We start from the raw sequence: 19,627 nt of genomic DNA on the forward strand, positions 1-19,627 counted from the left end.
CTGCCCGAACAGCCCCGCCCGCCGCCGTGTCACCCGGATCGCCGACCACCCCGCGCGACGCCGTGAGCGAGATGTTACACAGAGTGTGATATGTCGCTTTCGCGTCCCCGGGGGGTCCGGATCCGAGGAGGCACACGTGGCTGACCCGGACGCCCATCAGCAACGCATGTTCACCCAGTACGTGCTGCCCGAGATCGAGGTGCTGCTGCGCGTGGCGATGTCCCTGACCGCTCAGCGCGCCGACGCCGAAGATCTCGTGCAGGACACGTTACTACGGGCGTACCGGGCAGTCGGCCGTTTTGACGGGAGACATCCACGGGCCTGGCTGCTGACGATCATGCGGCACGCGGAGGTGAGCCGGCGCCGCCAGCGCCGGCCCCGCCTGCTGGACGACCCGGACACCGAGCTGGAACGGCTCTCCCCGGCCCGCGACGCCACCCCCGAGGAACTGGTGGTGGACACCGCGTTCGACGAGGCCGTGGACGCCGCGTTCACCGCACTGCCGCTCCGCGACCAGCAGGTCGTACGGCTGGTCCATGTGGACGGGCTGTCGTACGCGGAGGCGGCGCAGGTGCTGGACGTCCCCAAGGGCACGGTGATGAGCAGGCTGCACCGGGCCCGCAGGCGGATCCGGAACCAGCTGCTGGCCGCGGGACGCACCGGACGGGAACCCGAGCGAGGTGAGGCATGAGCCGATGGACATGGTGGCGCGACACCGAGCGGCGCCGGACGAAAGAGTGCCCGGTGGGCGCCCCGATGCTCCAGTCGTACCTCGACGGCGAACTGGACGCGCCGGACGCCAGCCGGGTGCGGGCCCATGTGGCGGAGTGCCTCGCTTGCGCCCGTGAGCTGTCCCTCTACCAGCGCATCACCAGCGCGCTGGCCTCCCGGGGGGTGACCGACGAAGCGGCGCTGGCGCGGCTGAAGGAGTTCGCGGCCTCGATCGCGGAGCGGGAGAGCACCCGGGAGCCGGGGGACCCGGATCGGATGCCGGGCTCGGGTCCGGGTCCGGGTCCGGGTCCGGGGCCGGGGCCGGGGCCGAGCGCGGTACGCAAGTCCGGAGGCTGACGCGGGGCCGCCGCGCGGCCGAGTACAGCAGTACGGCCGCGGTGAGCAGGGTCCCGGTGACGAGGGCGACATCGGCCAGGTTGAACACCGGGCCGCGCCCCGCCACCGTGATCCAGTCGACCACGGCGCCGCGCAGCGGGCCCGGCGGCCGCACCACCCGGTCGGCGCCGTTGCCGACCGAGCCCCCGGCGATCAGCGCCATGCCGCACGCCAGGCCCCGGCCGTGGGCCCGCAGTCCCGCGCACACGGCGGCCAGGGTGGCGACCGCGCCGGTGAGAGTGATCATGGTGATCAGCGCCGGGCGGCCGTTCCCCAGCCCGAAGGCCACGCCCGCGTTGTGCACCAGCACCGCGCGGAACGGCCCCAGCCGGGCCTGCGGCCCCCAGGTACCGCTCCAGGCGGCCACCGCGAGCGCCTTGCTCACCTGGTCGGCCGCGATCACCATGAGCGCGGCCAGCGGAAAGAGCAGCCGGCCGGTGTGCTGGTGGGGGTTCATGGGCGGCCTCCCTGGATGCCGGGGCCGGTCCGTGGCACGGTCCGGGCCCGGGAGGGAAACCCGGCGGGAGCGCGTCCCGCTTCCCTCCATCCGTGACTTTCCGGAGTTTCGGCGCTTTCCAGGCTTTCCGGGCGGCCCAGGCGGTCCAGGCGGCCGCGAGCGGCGCGGACACGACGGAGGGCCCGCAGGCGGCTGCCTGCGGGCCCTCGCTGTCACTTCACCGTGCTCGGCCGATGGCCGGAAGGGGTCACTCCGACGTCTTCCCCTTCGGCTGCAGCAGAGGCATCTGGTACTCGGACAGCATCTTCATCTTGTTCTTGTCGATCGTCTTCCAGTCCTTGTTCAGCACACCGCCGGTGTCACCCGAGTCCGGGTTCCAGGTCCAGTAGGTGTAGCTGATGCCGTTCTTCTTGAGGTAGTCCATCAGGGCGTTCTGCCAGATGGCCTCGGTGCTGTTGCCCGCGGTCTTGCGGCCACCGAACTCACCCAGCAGCACCGGACCGATGTTCTGCTGCTTGATGTAGGCCCAGTGCTTCTTCCAGATGGCGGGCATGTTCTTCGGGAAGTCCTTCGCCTGGAACCAGTTCTGGTTGAAGACGCCCGGACCGTAGTCGTGGGCCGAGTAGACGACCTTGTTGCCCTCGTCCAGCTTCACCGGGTGCTTCTTCACACCCTGGAGGTCGCCACCCCACCAGAACTGCTCGTTCTTGTGGCGGTCGGTGCCCTCGACGAAGATCAGCCAGTTCTTGTTGACCTTGTGGATCGCGTTACCGGCCTTGGTGGCCGCCAGGCGCCAGTCGGTCTTCGCGTTGCCGTCGCCCCACGTGGCCTGGCCACGCGGCTCATTGTGCAGGTCGGCGCCGACCACCCGGTCGTTGTTCTTATAGCGCTCGGCCAGCTTGACCCAGTCGCTCAGCCACTTCTTCTCGGTGAGGCTCTGGGAGTACCACAGCTCACTCTGGCCGTACTGGTCCGGGCGGTGCTGGTCCAGGATCACCATGATGCCGCGGTCGGTGGCACCCTTGACGACCTTGTCCATGATCTGCTGGCCGGTGAGGCCCTTCAGGTCGGGGTTCTTCTTGAAGTCGATCCCATTGGGCTTGCTCTTGGCGTCGAACATCTCGTTCGAGTAGGGGAGCCGCATGGTGTTGAACCCCTGCTTCGCCATTTGGTCCAGCATGGAATCCAAGCTACGGGTCCACAGGCCGTGCGGCGCGAAGGTGCCGGTCTCGAAGCCGAACCAGTTCACACCGGTCATGACGACCTTGTGGCCCTGCGAGTCCACGATGTCACCCTTCTTGGTGGACAGCGGGAACTTCACATCAGAACCGGCGGCCTTGCCCGCGACGGCCGAGGACGAGGAGCCCGAGTCGTCGGAGTTCATGGTGAACGCCGTGACGGTGCCACCCACGGCAGCGACAGCGACGACGGCCGCGGCGATACCCATACGCAGACGGCGGGAGCGCGGAGCGCGCTTCGTCTCGGTGGTCTCGGGGTTGGTCGGGACGTTGTTCTGGTCCATGGGGGAATTCATTCGGTGATACTCCTGAGGAATTCGCGTATTTCGGTCTTGAGAATGCTGGGGGTGTTCGTCGGAGATTCCAGACATTCCATTTGGGGGTCGGATACGGCGGTCAGCCGGACAATCCGCGCCTGCGGGAGGAGGTCGCCGATGAGACGGTCAAGCCCCTGGGCCTTCCAGCCGGGCCCGTCCACATCGATCAGCACCACATCCGGTTGCGCTGCTCGGGCCAGAGAAATTGCCTCCCGGGCCGATCCGGCAATTCCGGACAACTCCAGTCCCGGCTCCTCGATCACGAGATCAGCGAGAGCACTCAGCACCTGGGTGTGGTGCTCCACGACGAGAACTCTTTGCATCGATGGAGCTCCTTCGGGCTTTTTTGTCCTGTCGCTCACCGACATTAGAAAAGCCCGGGGCTCGAAACACCGTACGCATGACCGAAATCTGGATACCTCAATTGCAGGAATTCAGGGCACGCCAAACGGCCGAATTCCGACTACCTCAGTTGAGGTAGCGGAATTCGGCCGTTTTATATGAGGTATGTCCGTTTTGCGGGGGGTGGTGGAGGGTGTGCGAGGGCACAAGAAAGGGCCCCGCGGAGGTCCGCGGGGCCCCTTGGGATGCCTACCGGGCGAGGATCAGCCGGTCAGCCGGTACGCGTAGCCGGGGACGAAGACGCCCGCACCGGCCGTGCAGCCGTCCGCCTGCCCCGGCTGCTTGATCCACAGGAAGGCGTCGACCCCGGGGATCCCGGTGGCCGCGGTGGGGGTCCGGCCCAGCCTGCGGCCCGGCGGATCGCAGAACTGGTGCTTGGGCGTAGGCCCCGCCCCGTTGCGGCTGGTGTCGACCACGACCCCCAGCCGGGGGCGGCGCAGCTCGCGCAGCACGCTCAGGCCGTAGCGCACCTCGTCGCGGGTGGCGTTGAAGTTGGAGACGTTGACCGCGATGCCGTCCCCGTACCGGTCGATACCGGCGTGCCGCAGCCGCCCGGCCATGGTGCGCGCGGGCTGCCAGCCGGAGTTCCCGGCGTCGTAGTAGACCCGGGCGCGCGGGGCCCGCACCTGGAGCGTCCGGGCCGCGTACGCCAGGGCCGCGAACCGCTCCGCACGCTGCCGCTTGCGCAGACAGCCCAGGTGGGCGAGGGCGTCCGGTTCGAGGACGACCAGGGCGGGCCGGTCGCCGACGCCCCGGGTGAAGGCGTCGATCCAGCGCCGGTAGGCGACGCCCGCGTCGCCGCTGCCGCCGGAGCTGTACTGCGCGCAGTCCCGCTGCGGGATGGCGTACGCGACCAGGACCGGCAGCCGCCGCTGGGCCGCAGCTGTGCCGACCAGGCCCCGGACCTGCTCCTCGACCAGCGACTCGTTGGTCTCGGTGAACCAGGCGGCCTGCGGCTGGTCGGCGATGCGCCTGCGGATGGCCGCCGCCCGCCGGTCGCGCGGATGGGCGCGCACCCAGGACGCGGCGGGGTTGTGCGGGTCGGTGTAGAAGCGGGTCGTCGCGGGATAGAACGGCTCGGCCACGGGGAGTGACGGCCGGAGGGCATGGGTGGCCGAGGGCTCCAGCAGCGTACGTACCGTGGTGGCGGCCATCACGACCTCGGCCAGCACCACCATGAGCAGCACGTGGGCCATCCCGCGGCTCAGCCAGGCGGTCCGGCGCGATCGCGCCGGCGGGCGGGCCCGGGCGGCGCGGTCGCGCGGTTCGGTGAACATCGCCACCTCCGCCGGTCAGCTGTGGTGGGAGTTGCCGGGCGGCGGGCGGCGGCGGCTGATGAGCACCACGGCCAGCACCGCGAGCACGACCAGCACACCGGCCACGATCCCTATCGTGACCAGGGCGGGTTCATCCCCCGCGGCATGAGTCGCGGCGGCCGCCTTGGTGCGGTGCGGGGAGGGGGCCGCGGTGGGCTCGGCGGAGGGCGGCGGCGCGGCCCGGTCCGCGAGCGCCTTGGCGGGGGCGATCACCCCGTAGCCGTAGCGCGGATCGTGGCCCGCGGCGCTCTTCCGGTCGGCCGTGTCGATCAGCTTCCGGACGATCTGGCGCGAGTTCCAGCGGGGGTGTTCCGAGCGCAGCAGCGCCGCCCCGGCGGCGACCCAGGGCGCGGCGTAGCCGGTGCCGTCGCCGGTCCAGTAGTCGTTGTTGCCCGCCGTGGTGAGGATGGAGACGCCGGGCGCGGCGAGCGTGATGGTCCCGCCGTGGTGGGACGAGGTCCACACGGCGCCCTTCTTGTCGGTGGCCACGACGGCGACCACCCCGGGGAGGGCGGCCGGGTACGTGGGCCGGTTGCCGTCCTTGCCGTTGTCCCCGGCTCCCGCCACGACCATGGCGTCCTGGGTGGCGGCGTACTTCACCGCGGACTTCAGGGCGGGGCTGGGGTGTTTGAAGGACACGGCCACATGGATGATGTGCGCGCCATGGCTCGCCGCGTGGCGGATGGCCCGGGCGGTGGCCGCGGCCTGGGGCTTTCCGTTGCGGAAGACGCCGAGCGGCATGACCCGGGCCCGGGGCGCGAGCCCGTACACCCCGTCGCCGCGGTAATTGCGGCCGGTGCCGACGATGATGCCCGCGGCGTGGGTGCCCTGCTCGTCCGCGTTTCCGTCGTCCCGGGTGACGGGGCTGCCGCCGCCCGCGAAATCCTTTCCGGCGGCCACCCGCCCACGCAGATCCGGATGGGTCGCGTCCACCCCGGTGCCGACGACCGCGACGGTCACTCCGGCACCCTTGCTGAATTTCCACGCGCGCTCCGCCTTGAGCGCGGTGAGCGCCCATTCGGAATCGTGCAACGCACCGCTGCCGGAATCACTCGCCGCAGCCGGCGTGGCCAGTGCGAGGGTCATCGCTGCGATGACCGCTCCGGCCCGGCCGGCGAATGGATGGCGTGACATCACGTGACCTGACATTACGTCACCTACTCTCATCGCACGGGACGCAAGGCCGTCGGGCCCCTTTCATCTTGGGCAGCCCCCGGAAGTACTGACACCCGCGGGCGAGGGATCCGCCCTTCCCCTCTTCGGGGGAAAGGCCCGGGGCCGGAGAAGCGGCGCTCCCCGAAATGGGGGAGGAAAGAGGTCCGCCGAAGGTGCACTCACCGCTCCCCCAGGCGCGGGTACTACCTCCTTTGCGGGTGACGCACTCTGGGACTCGACGGCGATAAGAGCCTCCTGTCGAGGGAGTCGCGATGCAGCGTTTCCGAACGTTCAGTGAGCGCACGGGAGAGCCGGGCGATCGAGCGGACGTGACCACCCACCGGCGAAACGGGAGCCCTGTCCGGGCCCGTTCACCGCGGGGGAGGACGGCGGGTCTGCCCGGTCTGGCGCTGCGGTTCGCTGTGGTCGGCGGGGGCGGTGTGCTGGTGAATTCGGCGGCGCTTTTCGCGCTCTACCACTGGGTGGGACTGCCGCTTCTGGTGGCGTCCGGCATCGCGGTGGAACTCGCCGTGGTCCACAACTATCTGCTCAACGACCGGTGGACCTTCGCCCTGCGCACCCCGTCGGCCGGACGTTTCGTCAAATTCAACATATCCGTGCTGGGCGGACTCGCGATCAACGTCGTGCTCGTCTGGTCGCTGGTGCGCGCCGGAATGCATCTCCTGCTGGCGAATTGCCTCGGCATCGCCGCCGCGTTCGCGGTCAACTTCGTCTGCAGTACCGGCTGGGTGTGGGGGAGGCGAAGCCGATGATTATCCCGATCGTCTATCTGGTGCTGGTACTGGTCTCGGTGCTGCTCACCGTGCAGTCGACCCACGTCCTCTACCTCATGCTCTACACCTGGGACCGGGCGGACGCCGAGCGGAAGGCCAGGGCGCCGGAAACCTTCATTCCGCCGCGGCTCTCCTTCAGCGTGCTGCTGCCCGCCCGGCATGAGGAAGACGTCATCCAGTCCACGATCGAGCGGGTGGTGCGCGCCGACTATCCGGCCGAATTGCTGGAGGTCTTCGTGATCTGCTCACAGGACGACGACGGCACCGTGAAAAAGGCCGAGGAGAAGATCGACCAGCTGGCCCGGGAAGGGCTCCACAACGTGCGGGTCGTGGTCTTCGACGACGGGCCGATCAACAAGCCGCACGGGCTCAACACCGCCCTGCCGCAGACCGCCAACCAGGTCGTGACCATCTTCGACGCCGAGGACGACATCCACCCGAAGATATTCCGGCTCGTCAACACCGTGATGGTGCAGGAGCGGGTCCGGGTGGTGCAGGCGGGCGTCCAGCTCATGAACTACCAGTCCAACTGGTATTCCACGCTGAACGTCCTGGAGTACTTCTTCTGGTTCAAGAGCCGGCTGCACTACCACGCCCACCACGGCTCCATCCCGCTCGGCGGCAACACCGTCTTCTTCGCCCGCGCCCTGCTGCTGAAGCTCGGCGGCTGGGACGACCGCAACCTCACCGAGGACGCGGACATGGGCCTGCGGATCTCGGCGATGGGCGAGCGGGTGCGCGTGGTCTACGACGACCGGTATGTGACCAAGGAGGAGACCCCGCCCACCCTCGGCCACTTCATCCGGCAGCGCACCCGCTGGAGCCAGGGCTTCATGCAGACCCTGAAGAAGGGCACCTGGAAGAAGATGCCGACGCGCAAACAGCGCTGGCTGGCCTTCTACGTGCTGGTGTTCCCGCGCGGGCAGGCGCTGCTCGGCCTCTATCTGCCGATCTCGCTCGGCATGATCCTGATCCTCAAGGTGCCGGTGCTGATCGCGCTCTGCTCGTATCTGCCCGTACTGCTGCTGGTCGCGCACTTCCTGGTGCAGATGGTCGGCCTGTACGAGTTCACCGACGCCCATGGGCTCGAAGCCTCGCCGAAGGCCGTCGTCCGGATGGCGATCGCCTGGTTCCCGTTCCAGATGGTCCTCGCGTACGCGGCGCTGCGGGCCATGCGGCGGCAGCTGGCCGGCCGCCACGACTGGGAGAAGACACAGCACGTGGGCGCCCACCGGGGCCAGACCGAGGAGGCGGAGTCGCGTGTCGCATGACCCCGTGCCCCACAAGGCACCCTCGAACCCGGCCACCGTCGACCAGGACCGGGCCGCCCCGCAGCGGCCCCCCGCGCGGCGCCGCCGCCGGTTCTCCGTGGAGCGCGGCTGGTTCCCGCCGCTGGGGAACGCCGGGCGGATCGCCCTGGTGCTCTCCCTGCTGACCGGAGCGCTCACCCACGGCTACCACCTGTTCCGCTACCCCCTCTACCTCACCGACGAGGGCATCTACATGCAGCGGGCCTGGTCGCTGGTGCGGGAGACCAGCCTGTCCCCCTACACCTACGACTACGACCACGCCCCGGCGGGCTGGATCACGCTGGCCGGCTGGGTCTTCCCGCTGCCGAAGCAGTTCGAGACGTTCGGCAACGCGATCAACACCGGTCGCTTCCTGATGCTTCTGGTGCATGTCGCGAGCGTCTATCTGCTGTTCGAGGTCACCCGGCGGCTGTCGGGAAGCACGCTGGCCGCCACCATCGCCGCGTTCTTCTTCAACGTCTCGCCGATCGCGGTCTACTACCAGCGCCAAGTGCTGCTGGACAACCTGATGATGTTCTGGCTGCTGCTCAGCCTGTTCGCCCTGCTGCGGCGGGAGACCACCATCAGATCGGTGTTCGGCGGCGGGGTGGCCCTGGGGCTCGCGCTGATCACCAAGGAAAACGCGATCTTCTTCGTGCCGAGCTTCATCTATCTGCTCTACCGGCGGATCAAGGGGTCGGCGAGCCACCGGTTCCTCCGTACCCTCTGGCCGTTCGCCGCGGCGGCTCCGATCGGCGCCTATGTGACGTACTCGGTGCTCAAGAACGAGCTTCTGCCGAGCAGTTTCGACTTCGACCTGAACAACCCGCCCGCGGACCACGTCTCGCTGCTCTACACCCTGTGGTGGCAGCTCAACCGCAGCCAGGGCACCCTGCTCAGCCACCACGGTCTGCTCTACACGAGCTGGCTGATGCGCGACTCGTTCATGCTGATCACCGGGTTCGCGGCGATGCTGCTGTGCCTGTGGTGGGGGCTGCGGGACCGGCAGCGCAACCTGGGCTATCTGATCGTCGGCACCCTGGCCTTCGGCTACACCTTCTACCTGCTGCGCGGCAGCGTGGTGCTGGACTTCTACGTCGCGCCGCTGATCCCCATGTTCGCGATCAGCATCGGCATGGCCGTGGACCGGCTGCTGAAGGCCTCTTTCCAGAGTCGTTTCATGCGGCAGGCACATTCCCTCGTACGGGTCGGCGTGCCGTCGCTGATCGCCATCGTCCTGGTGATGTCACCGTCCTCCGGATATCTGGTGCACACCAATACCGAGGGCCATGTGCAGATAGCGGACCAGTACCAGTCCAAGATCAATCTCACCAAAATGCAGCACGACCAGATCGCCTGGGTGCGTAAACACGTCCCGCCCAATTCGCGCATCATCATGGACGACGACCTATGGGGAGAGCTGCACGATGTGCGTCCGTTCTATCCCTACGCGCATTCGCACTGGAACGCCTCGTCCGACCCCGATGTGCGCGACAAGCTGTTCAAAAAGAGATGGCAGAACATCGACTACATCATCATGTCGAACAAAATGCGCAAGTCGATGGCGACGAACAACGCCGACGGCCGCGAAAACTGGATCCTACGGGCCCTGCAGAATTCCGACCGGGTCTGGGCGGACATCCAGGGCAACATCAAGCTCGAAATCTACCGGGTGCAATAGCCGCGGGAAGAGGAGGTGAAGGCCATGCCTGAGTACGACGACTGGGATGTTCCGGAGGACAGGGATGTTCCCGAGTACGAGGAGAAATCCCCGGCCGGGAACGACCCGGGCGACAAGCCCAAGAAGAAGCTCACCTGGAAGACGGTCCTGCTCGCTCTCGTGGTCTTCGCGATCGTCGGATCGCTCGTGCAGGTGATCGCGCGCGGTGGCTTCGGTGGCGCCCTCGACACCACCGGCAACGGAGGCGGCGGCGCCCCGAAGAAGGGGCATCCGCACGAGCGGCAGGAGGTACGGCCGCCCAAGCAGCCCAAGACCATCAAACTGGGCAACCAGCGCGTCCCGCAGGCATCCGGCCCGATCATCGTGCTCAACCCGGGCCTGGTGACCCCCGGCGGCAAGGCGACGGTCGAGGGCGGTGGCTTCGGCAAGAAGTCCACCGTGGACCTGCTGCTCAAGGCCCGGGCGTCGGACACCAAGGGCCGGTCCATCGGCAGCGTCCGTACCGACCGCTACGGCTCGATCTACGCCCGGTTCACCGTGCCCGAGTCGAACAGCGGCCGGCCCGCCACCCTCGTCGCCCAGCAGCGCGGCAGCGCCAACGCGGCCGAGGCCAAGGTGATCACCGGCGGCGCGGTCGGCACCGCGCGGATCAACAAGCTGGTCGGCCGGCCGGGCGACACCGTCTCGGTCAGCGCCCATGGCTTCCGGCCCGGCGAGTCGATCGACGTGTTCTGGGGACGGACCACCGGCGTCCCCGTCACCACGCTGCACACCGACAGCGGCGGCAGCGTGGGCCGCGCGGACATCAAGGTCGGGGTGGCCCCGACCGGCAACAGCACGCTGGTCCTGGTGGGCAAGCGCAGCAAGACCACGGCCACCGCACCCTTCCAGATGCTGGCCATGTACCCGTCGATGAAGTCCAAGCCGTACGCGCTCAAGGCCGGTCAGCGGATCACGCTGTCCGCCAACAAGTTCGCGCCCGGCGAGCGGGTGCTGGTCTACATCAACCGCAACAGCGGGCTGCCCGCCTTCACCGCCCAGGCGAACGCCATGGGCCAGATCCGCGACGTGGCGTTCAACGTGCCGTTCGGGCTCAAGGGCCGGCAGACGCTGATGGCGATCGGCGACCAGAGCCGGGCCGTGGTGCGCTCGGGGTTCACGGTGCTGCCGTACACCCCGTCCGCCGAGCCCAGCGCCTTCGGCGGCCGGGCGGGCACCACGCTGAGCTTCTACGTCGCGGGCTTCGCCCCGGGCGAGACGGTGACCGCGTACGCCGGGTCCGGCTCCACCGGGCAGCGGAAGATCGCGACCTTCCAGGTCGACAGCCGCGGCAAGGCCTCGGCGGTGGGCTCGTACCGGATCACCCCGGCCGACGAGAACGGCGTCGCCTTCCAGCTCGTCGGCCAGAAGAGCGGCGGCATCGCCAAGGCGAGCATCAACATGTCCTCGGGCCACGGACAGAACGATTAGGTACGCCGGTGACGCCGGTGACGTCGGCGAAGACGCCCGAAGCGGGAACGTGGGCCGGCAGGTCCGTCCGGCCGCCTTCAGGGCCCTGAGGCCCACGTTCGCGATAGTCCGGAGATGTACCATGCGTCCTGGAGTGTCCTATGAGTATTATTTTCGGCCCTAACTCGCGAAGAGTCCTCCAGTTCCTGACCCATATCGAGGACCTCTCCCCCGAAGAAATCGACCGGGTGGCCGATCTGTGGAAGCAGACCTCCAGCCAGACCCGGGCCGAGGGATGGGCGGAGGTCCACCGCACCACGACCGACGAGGAGCGGTACCGCATCCTCGTGGCCGCCGCCGTCGCGCGCCGCGCCGCCCTGGACGCGGCCCGCAACCACCGCCGTCACGACTGGGCCTTCTGGGCCGCGGTGTGGGACGCCGCGGCGGCGGTCGCCGTGTGCGACCGCATCGGAAGCCACTACAACGTGCTGGTCGCGCCGCTCGCCGCGGTCATGCCGTCGCTGGCGCACTGCCGGCGCGATGAACTCAGCATCCGCGAACTGCAGGGTGCCGTCCTCAAGGGAGGTGGGTAGCGATGGGTGACGACCGGATCGACGTTGTGGTGGCCGATGACGACCCGGCAGTCCGGGAAGCCCTCGCGGACCTCATCGACTCCCACCCCGACCTGGAACTCGTGGGGCTGGCCATCGACCACGAGCAGGCCGTGCACGAGGCGGTCGAACACCGTCCCCGGGTCGTGGTTATGGACGTGCACATGCCAAAGGGCGACGCCCCGGGCAGCGTTCGCGCCATCCGTGACCAGGCCCCCGGCGCCCGCGTGGTCGCGCTGTCCGCCCACGGCGACCGCGAGACCGTCCTCAACATGCTCGCCGTCGGCGCCACCGGCTACCTGGTCAAGGGCACCCCCGCCGAGGAGATACTCGAGGCGATCAACCGGGCCGCCCGCGACCAGTTCTCCATGTCCGCCGACCTCCTCACCGACTGCGCGGAACCCCTGCGCCGCGCCGACCGCGCCTCCTGGCGCTTCGAGGATCTGGTGGGCGGCCGGCTGGAGGAGTCGTATCTGGACCTGCTCGGCCACGCCCCCTGCGGCGTGCTGGTCCTCGGCTCCCGCGGCCGGATCGAGTTCGCGAACGCACACGTACGGCACATGTTCGGCTACAGCTCGTCCGAGCTGCGCGACAAGCGGCTGCGGGACCTCGTCCCCGAGCGCTACCGCACCGCCTCCGAACAGCTTGTCGGCCGGGTGTTCAGCGCGCCCTCCGCGATGGCGGGCCGCCGCCGGGACGGCACCGAGTTCCCCGCCCAGTTCAGCGGCGGCCATCTGCAGGGCAAGCGGGCCCGCGGCGTCGTCTTCGTCGCCGACCTGAGCCAGCTGCGGGCCGCCGAGAGCCGGTTCCGCCAGCTCATCGAGTCCTCCCCGGACGCGATGATGATCGTGGACACCTCCGGGCGCATCCAGGCCGCCAACAACCGCACCGAGTGCCTCTTCGGCTACGACCGCGACCATCTCATCGGCCGCGCCGTCGAGGCGCTGCTGCCCGACCAGCCGCTGACCATCTCGCTGCGCGAATGGGACGAGTCCGAGGAGCCGCTCGGCCACAGCATGGAACTGGTCGGCCGGCGCAGCGACGCCAAGCAGTTCCCGGCCGACGTCAGCATCAGCCCGCTGCGCACCGAGGAGGGGATGCTGACCGTCCTGACCGTCCGCGACATCACCGAGGTGCAGCGCGCCCAGTTCGTCCTGGAACGCAGCCTGGAGCTGCTGGAGGTCACCGACCGGGACCGGCAGGCCCTGCTCAGCCATCTCGTCCACGCCCAGGAGGTCGAGCGCGGGCGGATCGCCGCGGACATCCACGACGACACCATCCAGGTGATCACCGCGGCCAGCCTCCGGCTCCAGCAGCTGCGGCGGCGGCTGCGGGACCCGGAGGAGCAGCGGGTGATGGACAAGCTGGACGAGACCCTGAAGCTGTCGCTCAGCCGGCTGCGGCAGCTGATCTTCGACCTGCGGCCGTCCAGCCTGGAGCACGGCTGCCTGGCCGCCGCGCTGCGCGGGCTGCTGGAGCAGATCCGTACCGAGACCGGCCTCACCTACCGGCTGGAGGACCGGCTCGCGGCCAAGCCGCCCGCCGAGACCATGGCGCTGATCTACCGGACCGCGCAGGAAGCCCTGATGAACGTGCGCAAGCACGCCCGGGCGAAGACGGTGCACGTCCAGCTGCTCGGGCTCGACGAGGGCTGTCTCGTACGGATCGTCGACGACGGCCAGGGCTACAACCCCCTCGAGGTCGAATCCCGCCCGGGCCACCTCGGGCTGTCCCTGATCCAGGAACGGGCCCAGATCGCGGGCGGCTGGTGCCGTATCGAGAGCGCCCCGGGCGCGGGCACCACCGTCGAGTTCTGGGTGCCGCTGGGCGATCCTCCGCCGATCCCGGCCCTCGGCGCGCCATCCCTCGACTCCCCCTCCCTCGGCGCGCCGTCCCTCGGCTGCCCGTCCCCGGAAGGGGAACCGGAGCCGTGACCGCCCCGGCGGAGCTGACCAAGGTCCTGATCGTCGAGGACCACCGGGTGGTCGCCGAGGGACTGTGGGCGCTGCTGGCCGAGTACGCGGACCTGACCGTGGTCGGCTGGGCGGACTCGGTCGCCGAGACCGTGCCCATGGCCAAGGAGCTGTCCCCCGATGTGGCCCTGGTCGACTTCCGGCTGCCCGACGGCACCGGGGCCGACGCGGCCGCGGGCATCCGGGCCCATGACCCCTCCACCGCGATCGTGATCCTCAGCGCCGACGCCAGCGACTCGGCGCTGCTGGCCGCGGTGGAGGCGGGCGCCTGCGGCTATCTGCTGAAGTCGGCGAGCGGCGACGAGATCGCCTCCGCCATCCGCTCCGCCGCCGAGGGGGAGACCCTGATCCCGGCCGGCACCCTGGTGGAGGTGCTGTCCCGGCACCGCGAGTCGGCGCGCTCGACCGCCGAGCAGACCGGGCGGCTGGAGAGCCTGACCCGGCGCGAGCAGGAAATCCTCACCCTGATGAGCCAGGGCTTGGACAACCGGGCCGTCGCGGAGCAGCTGAGCATCAGCTACGCGACCGTCCGCACCCATGTGCGCAAGATCCTGGAGAAGCTCGAGGTCCGCTCGCAGCTGGAGGCGGTCGCCAGGGCCACCGAGTGGGGATTCCGGCCCGTGGAACCGGAGTAGCGCCTCGGTCAACCGGGGGCGGACGAATGGGGGACAAAATCCCCCGGCTGTTGGAATTCCGGACAGCACTCACCGAGTTCCCTTCCCGTGCGCGTAGCTGGACCTCCGTTCCGTCGTTCCCGTCGCTCTCGTTTCGTTCCCGTCGCTCTCGTTCCATGGGCAGGTGAGTCAACGTGGCGCTTCGCGTTCTGATCGCAGACGATCATGCGGTGGTCAGGCAGGGTCTGCGCATGATCCTCGGGCTCGACAACGAGATCAAGGTGGTCGGCGAGACGACCAACGGCCGGGAGGCCGTACGGCTGGCCCGTGAGCTGTGCCCCGACGTCGTCCTCATGGACCTGCTGATGCCCGTGATGGACGGGGTCTCCGCCACGGCGGAGATCCGCCAGGACATCCCCGAGGTCGAGGTGGTCGCGCTGACCAGCTCCCTCGACGACGCCATGGTGATGGGTGCGGTACGGGCCGGGGCGATCGGCTTCCTGCTGAAGAACGCCGAGGCCGACGACCTGAGGAACGCGGTGAAGGCCGCGGCCGCCGGCCAGATCCATGTCTCCCCCGCCGCGATCTCCCGGCTGATGGGCCAGGTCCGCGAGCCGAGCGGACCCGAACAGCTCACCGAGCGGGAGACCGAGGTGCTGACGATGCTGGCCCGCGGCAAGGCCAACAAGGAGATCGCCCGCGATCTGCGCATCGGCCAGCAGACCGTGAAGACGTACGTGAGCCACATCCTGACCAAGCTCGGCGTGCACAGCCGGACCCAGGCGGCGGTGTACGCGGTGCAGTCGGGCCTGGTGCCGGCCGGTGAGCTGACCCCGCCCGAGGCACTGGAGTCCACGACGAGGGAGCAGTGGTGGTCGGCGTGATCGCTTTTGGGATACATGGGCACCGGTACGGGCACGGCTTCACGCCGGTGAGGTGGCGGCGCCGTCGCACCGCGCTCGCCGAGGTGACCGAGCAGGTCCTCGTCGGCGATCCGGGCGACGAGGTGCTGCGGCTGATCGCCCACCGGCTGCGCGAACTGCTGGGCGCCGACCTGGCGCGGGTCATGATGCTGGAGCCGGGCGACGTCCTGGCGGTACGGGCCACCGACGGCACCCCGGACGCCATCCCCCGCGGGCTGCTGACCCCGGGCGGGTCCGCCCCCGCCCGTAAGGCGATCCGCGCCGGACGCCCCACGGTCTCCGGGGGCGAGCGCAAGCGCCCCACTCTCTTCGGCCTCTTTCAGCGGGTTCCGCACGACGCGGCCCTGGCCTGCGTACTGGACGCGCCGCTGGTGGTGCGCGGCCAGGCCGCGGGCGTGATCGAGGTGGCGACCCGGCGCGGCGGCCGACGGCTCACCCGGGCCGATGTGAAGACCGTCCGGATGTTCGCGGAGCCCGCCGGGCTCGCCGTGGCCCGGCTCCGCGGACGCGAACAGCTGCGCCGGGTGGCCGCCACCGCCGCCGCGGCCGCCGGGCAGGGTTCCGTACGGCGCACCCTGGACTCCCTGGCCGCGGGCGCGGTGGCCCGTACCACCGCCGCGAGCTGCACCGTCTACCTGCTGGAGCCCGGTCCGGGCGCCGTCCTGCGCATGGCGGGCGGCGGCCACGGGCACACCCCGCCGTCCCGCAAAACCGCGCTGGAGGCGATCGCGGGCGCCACGCCGGTGATCCAGCAGGGCGAGGCCGGGGCCGGGGAGGCTCCGGCGCGGGGCGCAGTGGCCGCCTGGCCGCTGCTGCGCGGGACCACCGTGATCGGCGCGATGTGCTGCCACTTCCCGGCGGGCCGCCGCCCCGGCGAGACCGACATGGCCGTCCTGGAGGTCATCGCGGGCCACGCGGCGTGCGCCGTGGAGACCGACCGGCAGCGCGCGGCCGCCCGGGAGACGGCGGTACGGGAGGAACGGCAGCGGGTCTCCCGGGAGCTGCACGACTCGGTCTCGCAGGCGCTGTACGGCATCGCGCTCGGCGCCCGTACCGCCCGTGAGCTGCTGGAACGCGATCTGGCCGAGCCGACCGGGGTGGCCGAGCTGGCGCAGCTCGCCGAGCCGATCGAGTACATCCGGCGGCTCGCGGACGTCGCGATCGCCGAGACCCGGACCCTGCTGTGCCAGCTGCGGCCCGAGTCGCTGGAGGCCGAGGGCCTGGTCGCCGCGCTCACCCAGCACGTGGAGACGCTGCGGGACCGGTACGGCATCACGGCCGAGGCGACGCTCGGGTCCGAGCCGGAGACCACGCCGGAGGCCAAGCACGCCCTGTACCGGATCGCGCAGGAGTCGCTGCACAACATCGCCAAGCACTCCCGGGCCCGGAACGTCACCCTCCACCTGCTCAGCGGCCCCGACACGGTCACGCTGACCGTGGCCGACGACGGCGTGGGCTTCGACTCCCAGGGCACGTTCCCCGGACATCTGGGGCTGCTCTCGATGCGCGAACGGGCCCGGGAGGTGGGCGGCACCCTGCTCGTGGACAGCCGCCCGGGGCAGGGAAGCCGGATCCGGGCCACGGTCCCGGCCGAGCCCTGAGCCGAACCCGAGCGACATATGAGACATTACTGCCCCTCCATGTCGAACTCTGTGAAGGGAAACCCGGGGTGATCGTCGTCGGGAACCATACGCGGGAACCGGATCTGCGGGCCGCGCTGGCGGCGGTCGAGGACGGCCTCGTGGAGGCCACCCGCAGCGACGTGCCGTTCATCAGCGAGGCCGCCCGCCATCTGGCACGCCCGGGCGGCCGCCGGCTACGGCCGCTGCTGGTGCTCCTGGCCGCCCAATTCGGCGATCCGGGCGCGCCGGGCGTGGTGCCCTCGGCGGTCGTCGTCGAGCTGACCCATCTGGCGACGCGCTACCACGACGACGTACGGCACGAGGCGAACGCCTCGGTCGCCGTGCTCATCGGCGACTTCCTCTTCGCCCGGGCCTCGCGCCTCCTGGCCGGGCTGGGGCCACGGGCCGTACGACTCCAGGCCGACGCGTTCAAGCGCCTGGTCAGCGGCCAGATCCTGGAGACGACCGGCCCCGGCGACGGCCATGACCCGGTCGCCCACCACCTGCGGACCCTGGCCGCCCGCACCGGCGCCCTCACCGCCGTCTCCGGCCGCCTCGGCGCGCTGGCCTCCGGCGCCGGCGAGGAGATCGCGGACGCCCTCGCGGTGTACGGCGAGCGACTGGGCGTGGCCCGCCACCTCGCGGCCGAACTGCGCTCCCCGGTCCAGGGCGCCCCCACGCTGCCGGTTCTCCTCTCCGGCGACCCGTCGGCCCCGGCCGTGGCCGAGGCCCGCCAGGAGGTGCACCGCCAATGCGCCGCGGCCCGCAAGGCCCTCACCGACCTGCCCGAAGGCCCGGCCCGCGAGGCCCTGGCGGAGCTGTGCGACACGGTGACCGAGGACGGCTGACGGCTCAGGACCGCTGACGCACAGAAGCGCCCCCACCGAGAACGGCCGGCCTCCCAGGGCCGCTGACGGCTCAGACCCCCTGACGCCAGGTTCCGGACCCTGCTCACGCTCAGAACGGCCGAGACGCCCGGGCCCCGCCGATCGCCCAGAACCGCCGCGACCGCCACAGGGCCGCGGACAGCCAGAACCGCCGCGGCCGCCACAGGACCGCCCACAGCCAGAACCGCCCACGCTGAAACGGCCCACGCCAAGGCCGCTGACGCCCCAGGCGCGCCGGCACCCACGGCGCCCAACGACCCTGCGGCGCTGGCGCCGGGGACCACACCGCCCGTCCCAAAGCCGCCCCCGCTCGGGACGGCCCGACGCTCCGGGCCACCGGCCCCGAGGGCCGCTGACGGCTCAGAACGGCCGCTCGCCCCGCGACAGCGCCTCCCCGAATCGGCGCAACCGTGCCAGCGCCCCGGGGTCCAGCGCCTCCCGCCGCCGCACCAGCGCCCGCGCCACCGCGCGCCGCGCCCCCGCGCCACGACGCCGGCACTCGCCCGCGCCACCACACCGGCACGCACCCGCGCCCGCCCCCTCGCCCTGTCCCCTGTGCGTCTCCACCCCACGGAAACCCCGCCCCCACGCCACCCGATTCCACTCCACCCACGGGGCCGCCGGGACAGCCGCTACGGCGGCCACCAGTTGTGGCTGACCACCAGCATCACCTGAAGCTGCACGCTCGCCGAGTAGTACCGGTCCGGTACCGGCGGCGACGCCGCCATCCACTCCCACAGCGCATCCAGCCACTCCTGCCCGCCGCCACCCACCATCGCGGCCACCCCGAACGGGGCGACGAACGCCCCCGCCGCGCCCTCCCCGTACGCCGCACCGTCCAGCCGGTACCCGCACCGGATGCGGCCCGGATCGCCGTGCGTCGCCGCGCGCATCCACCGCCCCATCCGCCCGGCCACCGCCCGCGCCCGGGCATCGCCGCTCACCACCGCGTCCACCCCGATCCGCCAGGGGACACGGCAGGCGTTCCAGTGGTGGTCGCCGTCGTGCGCGCTTTCCAGCACCTGCCCCGGCGCGGGCTTCGGATCGGTCCTCGTATCCACCACGAAGTCCGGCAGCAGCCCGGTGTCCGGCGCGTACTGCCGCTGCAGCGCCCCCGCCAGCGACAGATGCGCATCCAGCGCCTCGCCCCACCGCGGGTCCCCCGTCGCCGCCCGGAACGCCCTGAAGTGGCCGGGCATCCAGTCCGAGGTGCGGGAGACCTCGTCGAAGTGGCCCGAGGACCAGTCACCCAGCTTGATCGGCCCGCCCGCCACGGGCAGCCCGGTCTCCCGGACGGCGTCGATCCGCCGTATCGCCCGCGCCGAGTAACCGCCACCCCACTGCCGGTCCGCGAGCAACAGCCCGTACGCGATGTCCAGGTCACCGTCGGTCGCGGAATTCGCCCCTCCGACGTCCCGCCCCGCATCGTCCTGCTGGGCGGCATGCAGATCGGGATGGCCGGCGGACGGATGGCCGAGGATATACCGGAGGATTCCGTCGAAAACATCCCGCGCATCGGGGTCGGCGCCCGCCATCAGCGCGCTGATCACCATGCCGTACCCCTGCGCCTCGGCGACGTACGGATACGCCGCGTCCGGGGCGTACACCGCGCACGAGCCATCGCTCCAGGACCGTACGAACTGGCTCTTCCACAGAAGGTAGTGCTCCAGCACCCGCCGGTCGGCCGCCGCCGGATCGCCGGAGGGCCGCAGCGTGCCGGGGGCGTACGGGAACGCATGGCCGCCGAACGGAACGGCAGGCCACCCAACCTTCATCGCCCAGCCCTCATCGC

The 19,627-nt window shown here is 70.6% G+C and carries 18 protein-coding genes and 1 pseudogene; 12 read left to right on the plus strand and 7 right to left on the minus strand.

The genetic code is table 11. The features are described 5' to 3' along the window. Nucleotides 1-136: 136 nt before the first annotated feature. Together ACFZCY_RS01365 and ACFZCY_RS01370 are read left to right on the plus strand one after the other, a co-directional pair. Nucleotides 137-691 (plus strand): RNA polymerase sigma factor, encoded by a 555-nt coding sequence (locus tag ACFZCY_RS01365; protein WP_107096967.1) that lies wholly within the window; start codon nucleotides 137-139, stop codon nucleotides 689-691. 65 nt (nucleotides 692-756) lie between these two features. Beyond that, nucleotides 757-831, plus strand: a pseudogene (locus ACFZCY_RS01370) (zf-HC2 domain-containing protein); the annotation flags it as partial. A 37-nt stretch (nucleotides 832-868) separates the two neighbouring features. Here ACFZCY_RS01370 and ACFZCY_RS01375 read toward each other — a convergent pair. From ACFZCY_RS01375 to ACFZCY_RS01395, 5 genes are all read right to left on the minus strand, one after another. Beyond that, the gene (locus tag ACFZCY_RS01375) at nucleotides 869-1,564 is read right to left on the minus strand and encodes a signal peptidase II (protein WP_391168479.1); all 696 of its coding nucleotides are present in this window, start codon (nucleotides 1,562-1,564) and stop codon (nucleotides 869-871) included. A gap of 247 nt (nucleotides 1,565-1,811) precedes the next feature. Further along, nucleotides 1,812-3,098 (minus strand): cellulase family glycosylhydrolase, encoded by a 1,287-nt coding sequence (locus ACFZCY_RS01380; protein ID WP_391168480.1) that lies wholly within the window; start codon nucleotides 3,096-3,098, stop codon nucleotides 1,812-1,814. Continuing rightward, complete coding sequence (locus ACFZCY_RS01385) at nucleotides 3,095-3,442, minus strand: DNA-binding response regulator (protein WP_391168482.1); 348 nt, start codon at nucleotides 3,440-3,442, stop codon at nucleotides 3,095-3,097. The genes ACFZCY_RS01380 and ACFZCY_RS01385 overlap by 4 nt, the downstream gene beginning before the upstream one ends. 282 nt (nucleotides 3,443-3,724) lie before the next feature. Further along, nucleotides 3,725-4,798 carry a glycoside hydrolase family 6 protein gene (locus ACFZCY_RS01390; protein WP_391168483.1) on the minus strand — a complete coding sequence of 358 codons (1,074 nt, stop codon included), beginning with the start codon at nucleotides 4,796-4,798 and terminating at the stop codon, nucleotides 3,725-3,727. 15 nt (nucleotides 4,799-4,813) lie between these two features. Further along, the gene (locus ACFZCY_RS01395; protein ID WP_391168485.1) at nucleotides 4,814-5,923 is read right to left on the minus strand and encodes a S8 family serine peptidase; all 1,110 of its coding nucleotides are present in this window, start codon (nucleotides 5,921-5,923) and stop codon (nucleotides 4,814-4,816) included. Nucleotides 5,924-6,432: 509 nt separating this feature from the next. On the opposite strand from ACFZCY_RS01395, the gene ACFZCY_RS01400 reads away from it, so the two are divergent. The 10 genes from ACFZCY_RS01400 to ACFZCY_RS01445 all read left to right on the plus strand — a co-directional run bounded on the left by ACFZCY_RS01400 (nucleotide 6,433) and on the right by ACFZCY_RS01445 (nucleotide 17,796). Next, a complete protein-coding gene (locus ACFZCY_RS01400) occupies nucleotides 6,433-6,765 on the plus strand; it encodes a GtrA family protein (RefSeq protein WP_391168487.1) in 333 nt (110 codons plus the stop codon). Further along, on the plus strand, nucleotides 6,762-8,057 hold the full coding sequence (locus ACFZCY_RS01405) for a glycosyltransferase (protein WP_391168489.1): 1,296 nt from the start codon (nucleotides 6,762-6,764) through the stop codon (nucleotides 8,055-8,057). The genes ACFZCY_RS01400 and ACFZCY_RS01405 overlap by 4 nt, the downstream gene beginning before the upstream one ends. After that, entirely contained in the window at nucleotides 8,047-9,756 is a 1,710-nt protein-coding gene (locus ACFZCY_RS01410) for a glycosyltransferase family 39 protein (protein WP_391168491.1), read from the plus strand. The genes ACFZCY_RS01405 and ACFZCY_RS01410 overlap by 11 nt, the downstream gene beginning before the upstream one ends. Before the next feature lie 24 nt (nucleotides 9,757-9,780). Then, the gene (locus ACFZCY_RS01415; protein WP_391168493.1) at nucleotides 9,781-11,226 is read left to right on the plus strand and encodes a hypothetical protein; all 1,446 of its coding nucleotides are present in this window, start codon (nucleotides 9,781-9,783) and stop codon (nucleotides 11,224-11,226) included. Nucleotides 11,227-11,366: 140 nt separating this feature from the next. After that, nucleotides 11,367-11,798 carry a hypothetical protein gene (locus ACFZCY_RS01420; protein ID WP_361473760.1) on the plus strand — a complete coding sequence of 144 codons (432 nt, stop codon included), beginning with the start codon at nucleotides 11,367-11,369 and terminating at the stop codon, nucleotides 11,796-11,798. A 2-nt stretch (nucleotides 11,799-11,800) separates the two neighbouring features. Continuing rightward, the gene (locus tag ACFZCY_RS01425) at nucleotides 11,801-13,750 is read left to right on the plus strand and encodes a PAS domain S-box protein (RefSeq protein ID WP_391168496.1); all 1,950 of its coding nucleotides are present in this window, start codon (nucleotides 11,801-11,803) and stop codon (nucleotides 13,748-13,750) included. Continuing rightward, on the plus strand, nucleotides 13,747-14,424 hold the full coding sequence (locus ACFZCY_RS01430; protein WP_391168498.1) for a response regulator: 678 nt from the start codon (nucleotides 13,747-13,749) through the stop codon (nucleotides 14,422-14,424). The genes ACFZCY_RS01425 and ACFZCY_RS01430 overlap by 4 nt, the downstream gene beginning before the upstream one ends. 173 nt (nucleotides 14,425-14,597) lie before the next feature. Next, a complete protein-coding gene (locus ACFZCY_RS01435; RefSeq protein WP_009716830.1) occupies nucleotides 14,598-15,287 on the plus strand; it encodes a response regulator transcription factor in 690 nt (229 codons plus the stop codon). 83 nt (nucleotides 15,288-15,370) lie between these two features. Beyond that, on the plus strand, nucleotides 15,371-16,927 hold the full coding sequence (locus tag ACFZCY_RS01440; protein ID WP_391168500.1) for a GAF domain-containing protein: 1,557 nt from the start codon (nucleotides 15,371-15,373) through the stop codon (nucleotides 16,925-16,927). Nucleotides 16,928-16,995: 68 nt separating this feature from the next. Next, entirely contained in the window at nucleotides 16,996-17,796 is an 801-nt protein-coding gene (locus tag ACFZCY_RS01445; RefSeq protein WP_391168502.1) for a polyprenyl synthetase family protein, read from the plus strand. Nucleotides 17,797-18,195: 399 nt separating this feature from the next. Here the strand turns inward: ACFZCY_RS01445 and ACFZCY_RS01450 are convergent, their stop codons facing one another. Both ACFZCY_RS01450 and ACFZCY_RS01455 read right to left on the minus strand, forming a co-directional pair. Continuing rightward, on the minus strand, nucleotides 18,196-18,402 hold the full coding sequence (locus ACFZCY_RS01450; RefSeq protein WP_391168503.1) for a hypothetical protein: 207 nt from the start codon (nucleotides 18,400-18,402) through the stop codon (nucleotides 18,196-18,198). Nucleotides 18,403-18,467: 65 nt separating this feature from the next. Then, nucleotides 18,468-19,610, minus strand: a complete 1,143-nt coding sequence (locus tag ACFZCY_RS01455) for a glycosyl hydrolase family 8 (protein ID WP_391168505.1) — start codon at nucleotides 19,608-19,610, stop codon at nucleotides 18,468-18,470. Nucleotides 19,611-19,627: the final 17 nt, after the last annotated feature.

The sequence above is a fragment of the Streptomyces sp. NPDC007983 genome, from assembly GCF_042958345.1.
In the GTDB taxonomy this organism is placed as follows: domain Bacteria; phylum Actinomycetota; class Actinomycetes; order Streptomycetales; family Streptomycetaceae; genus Streptomyces.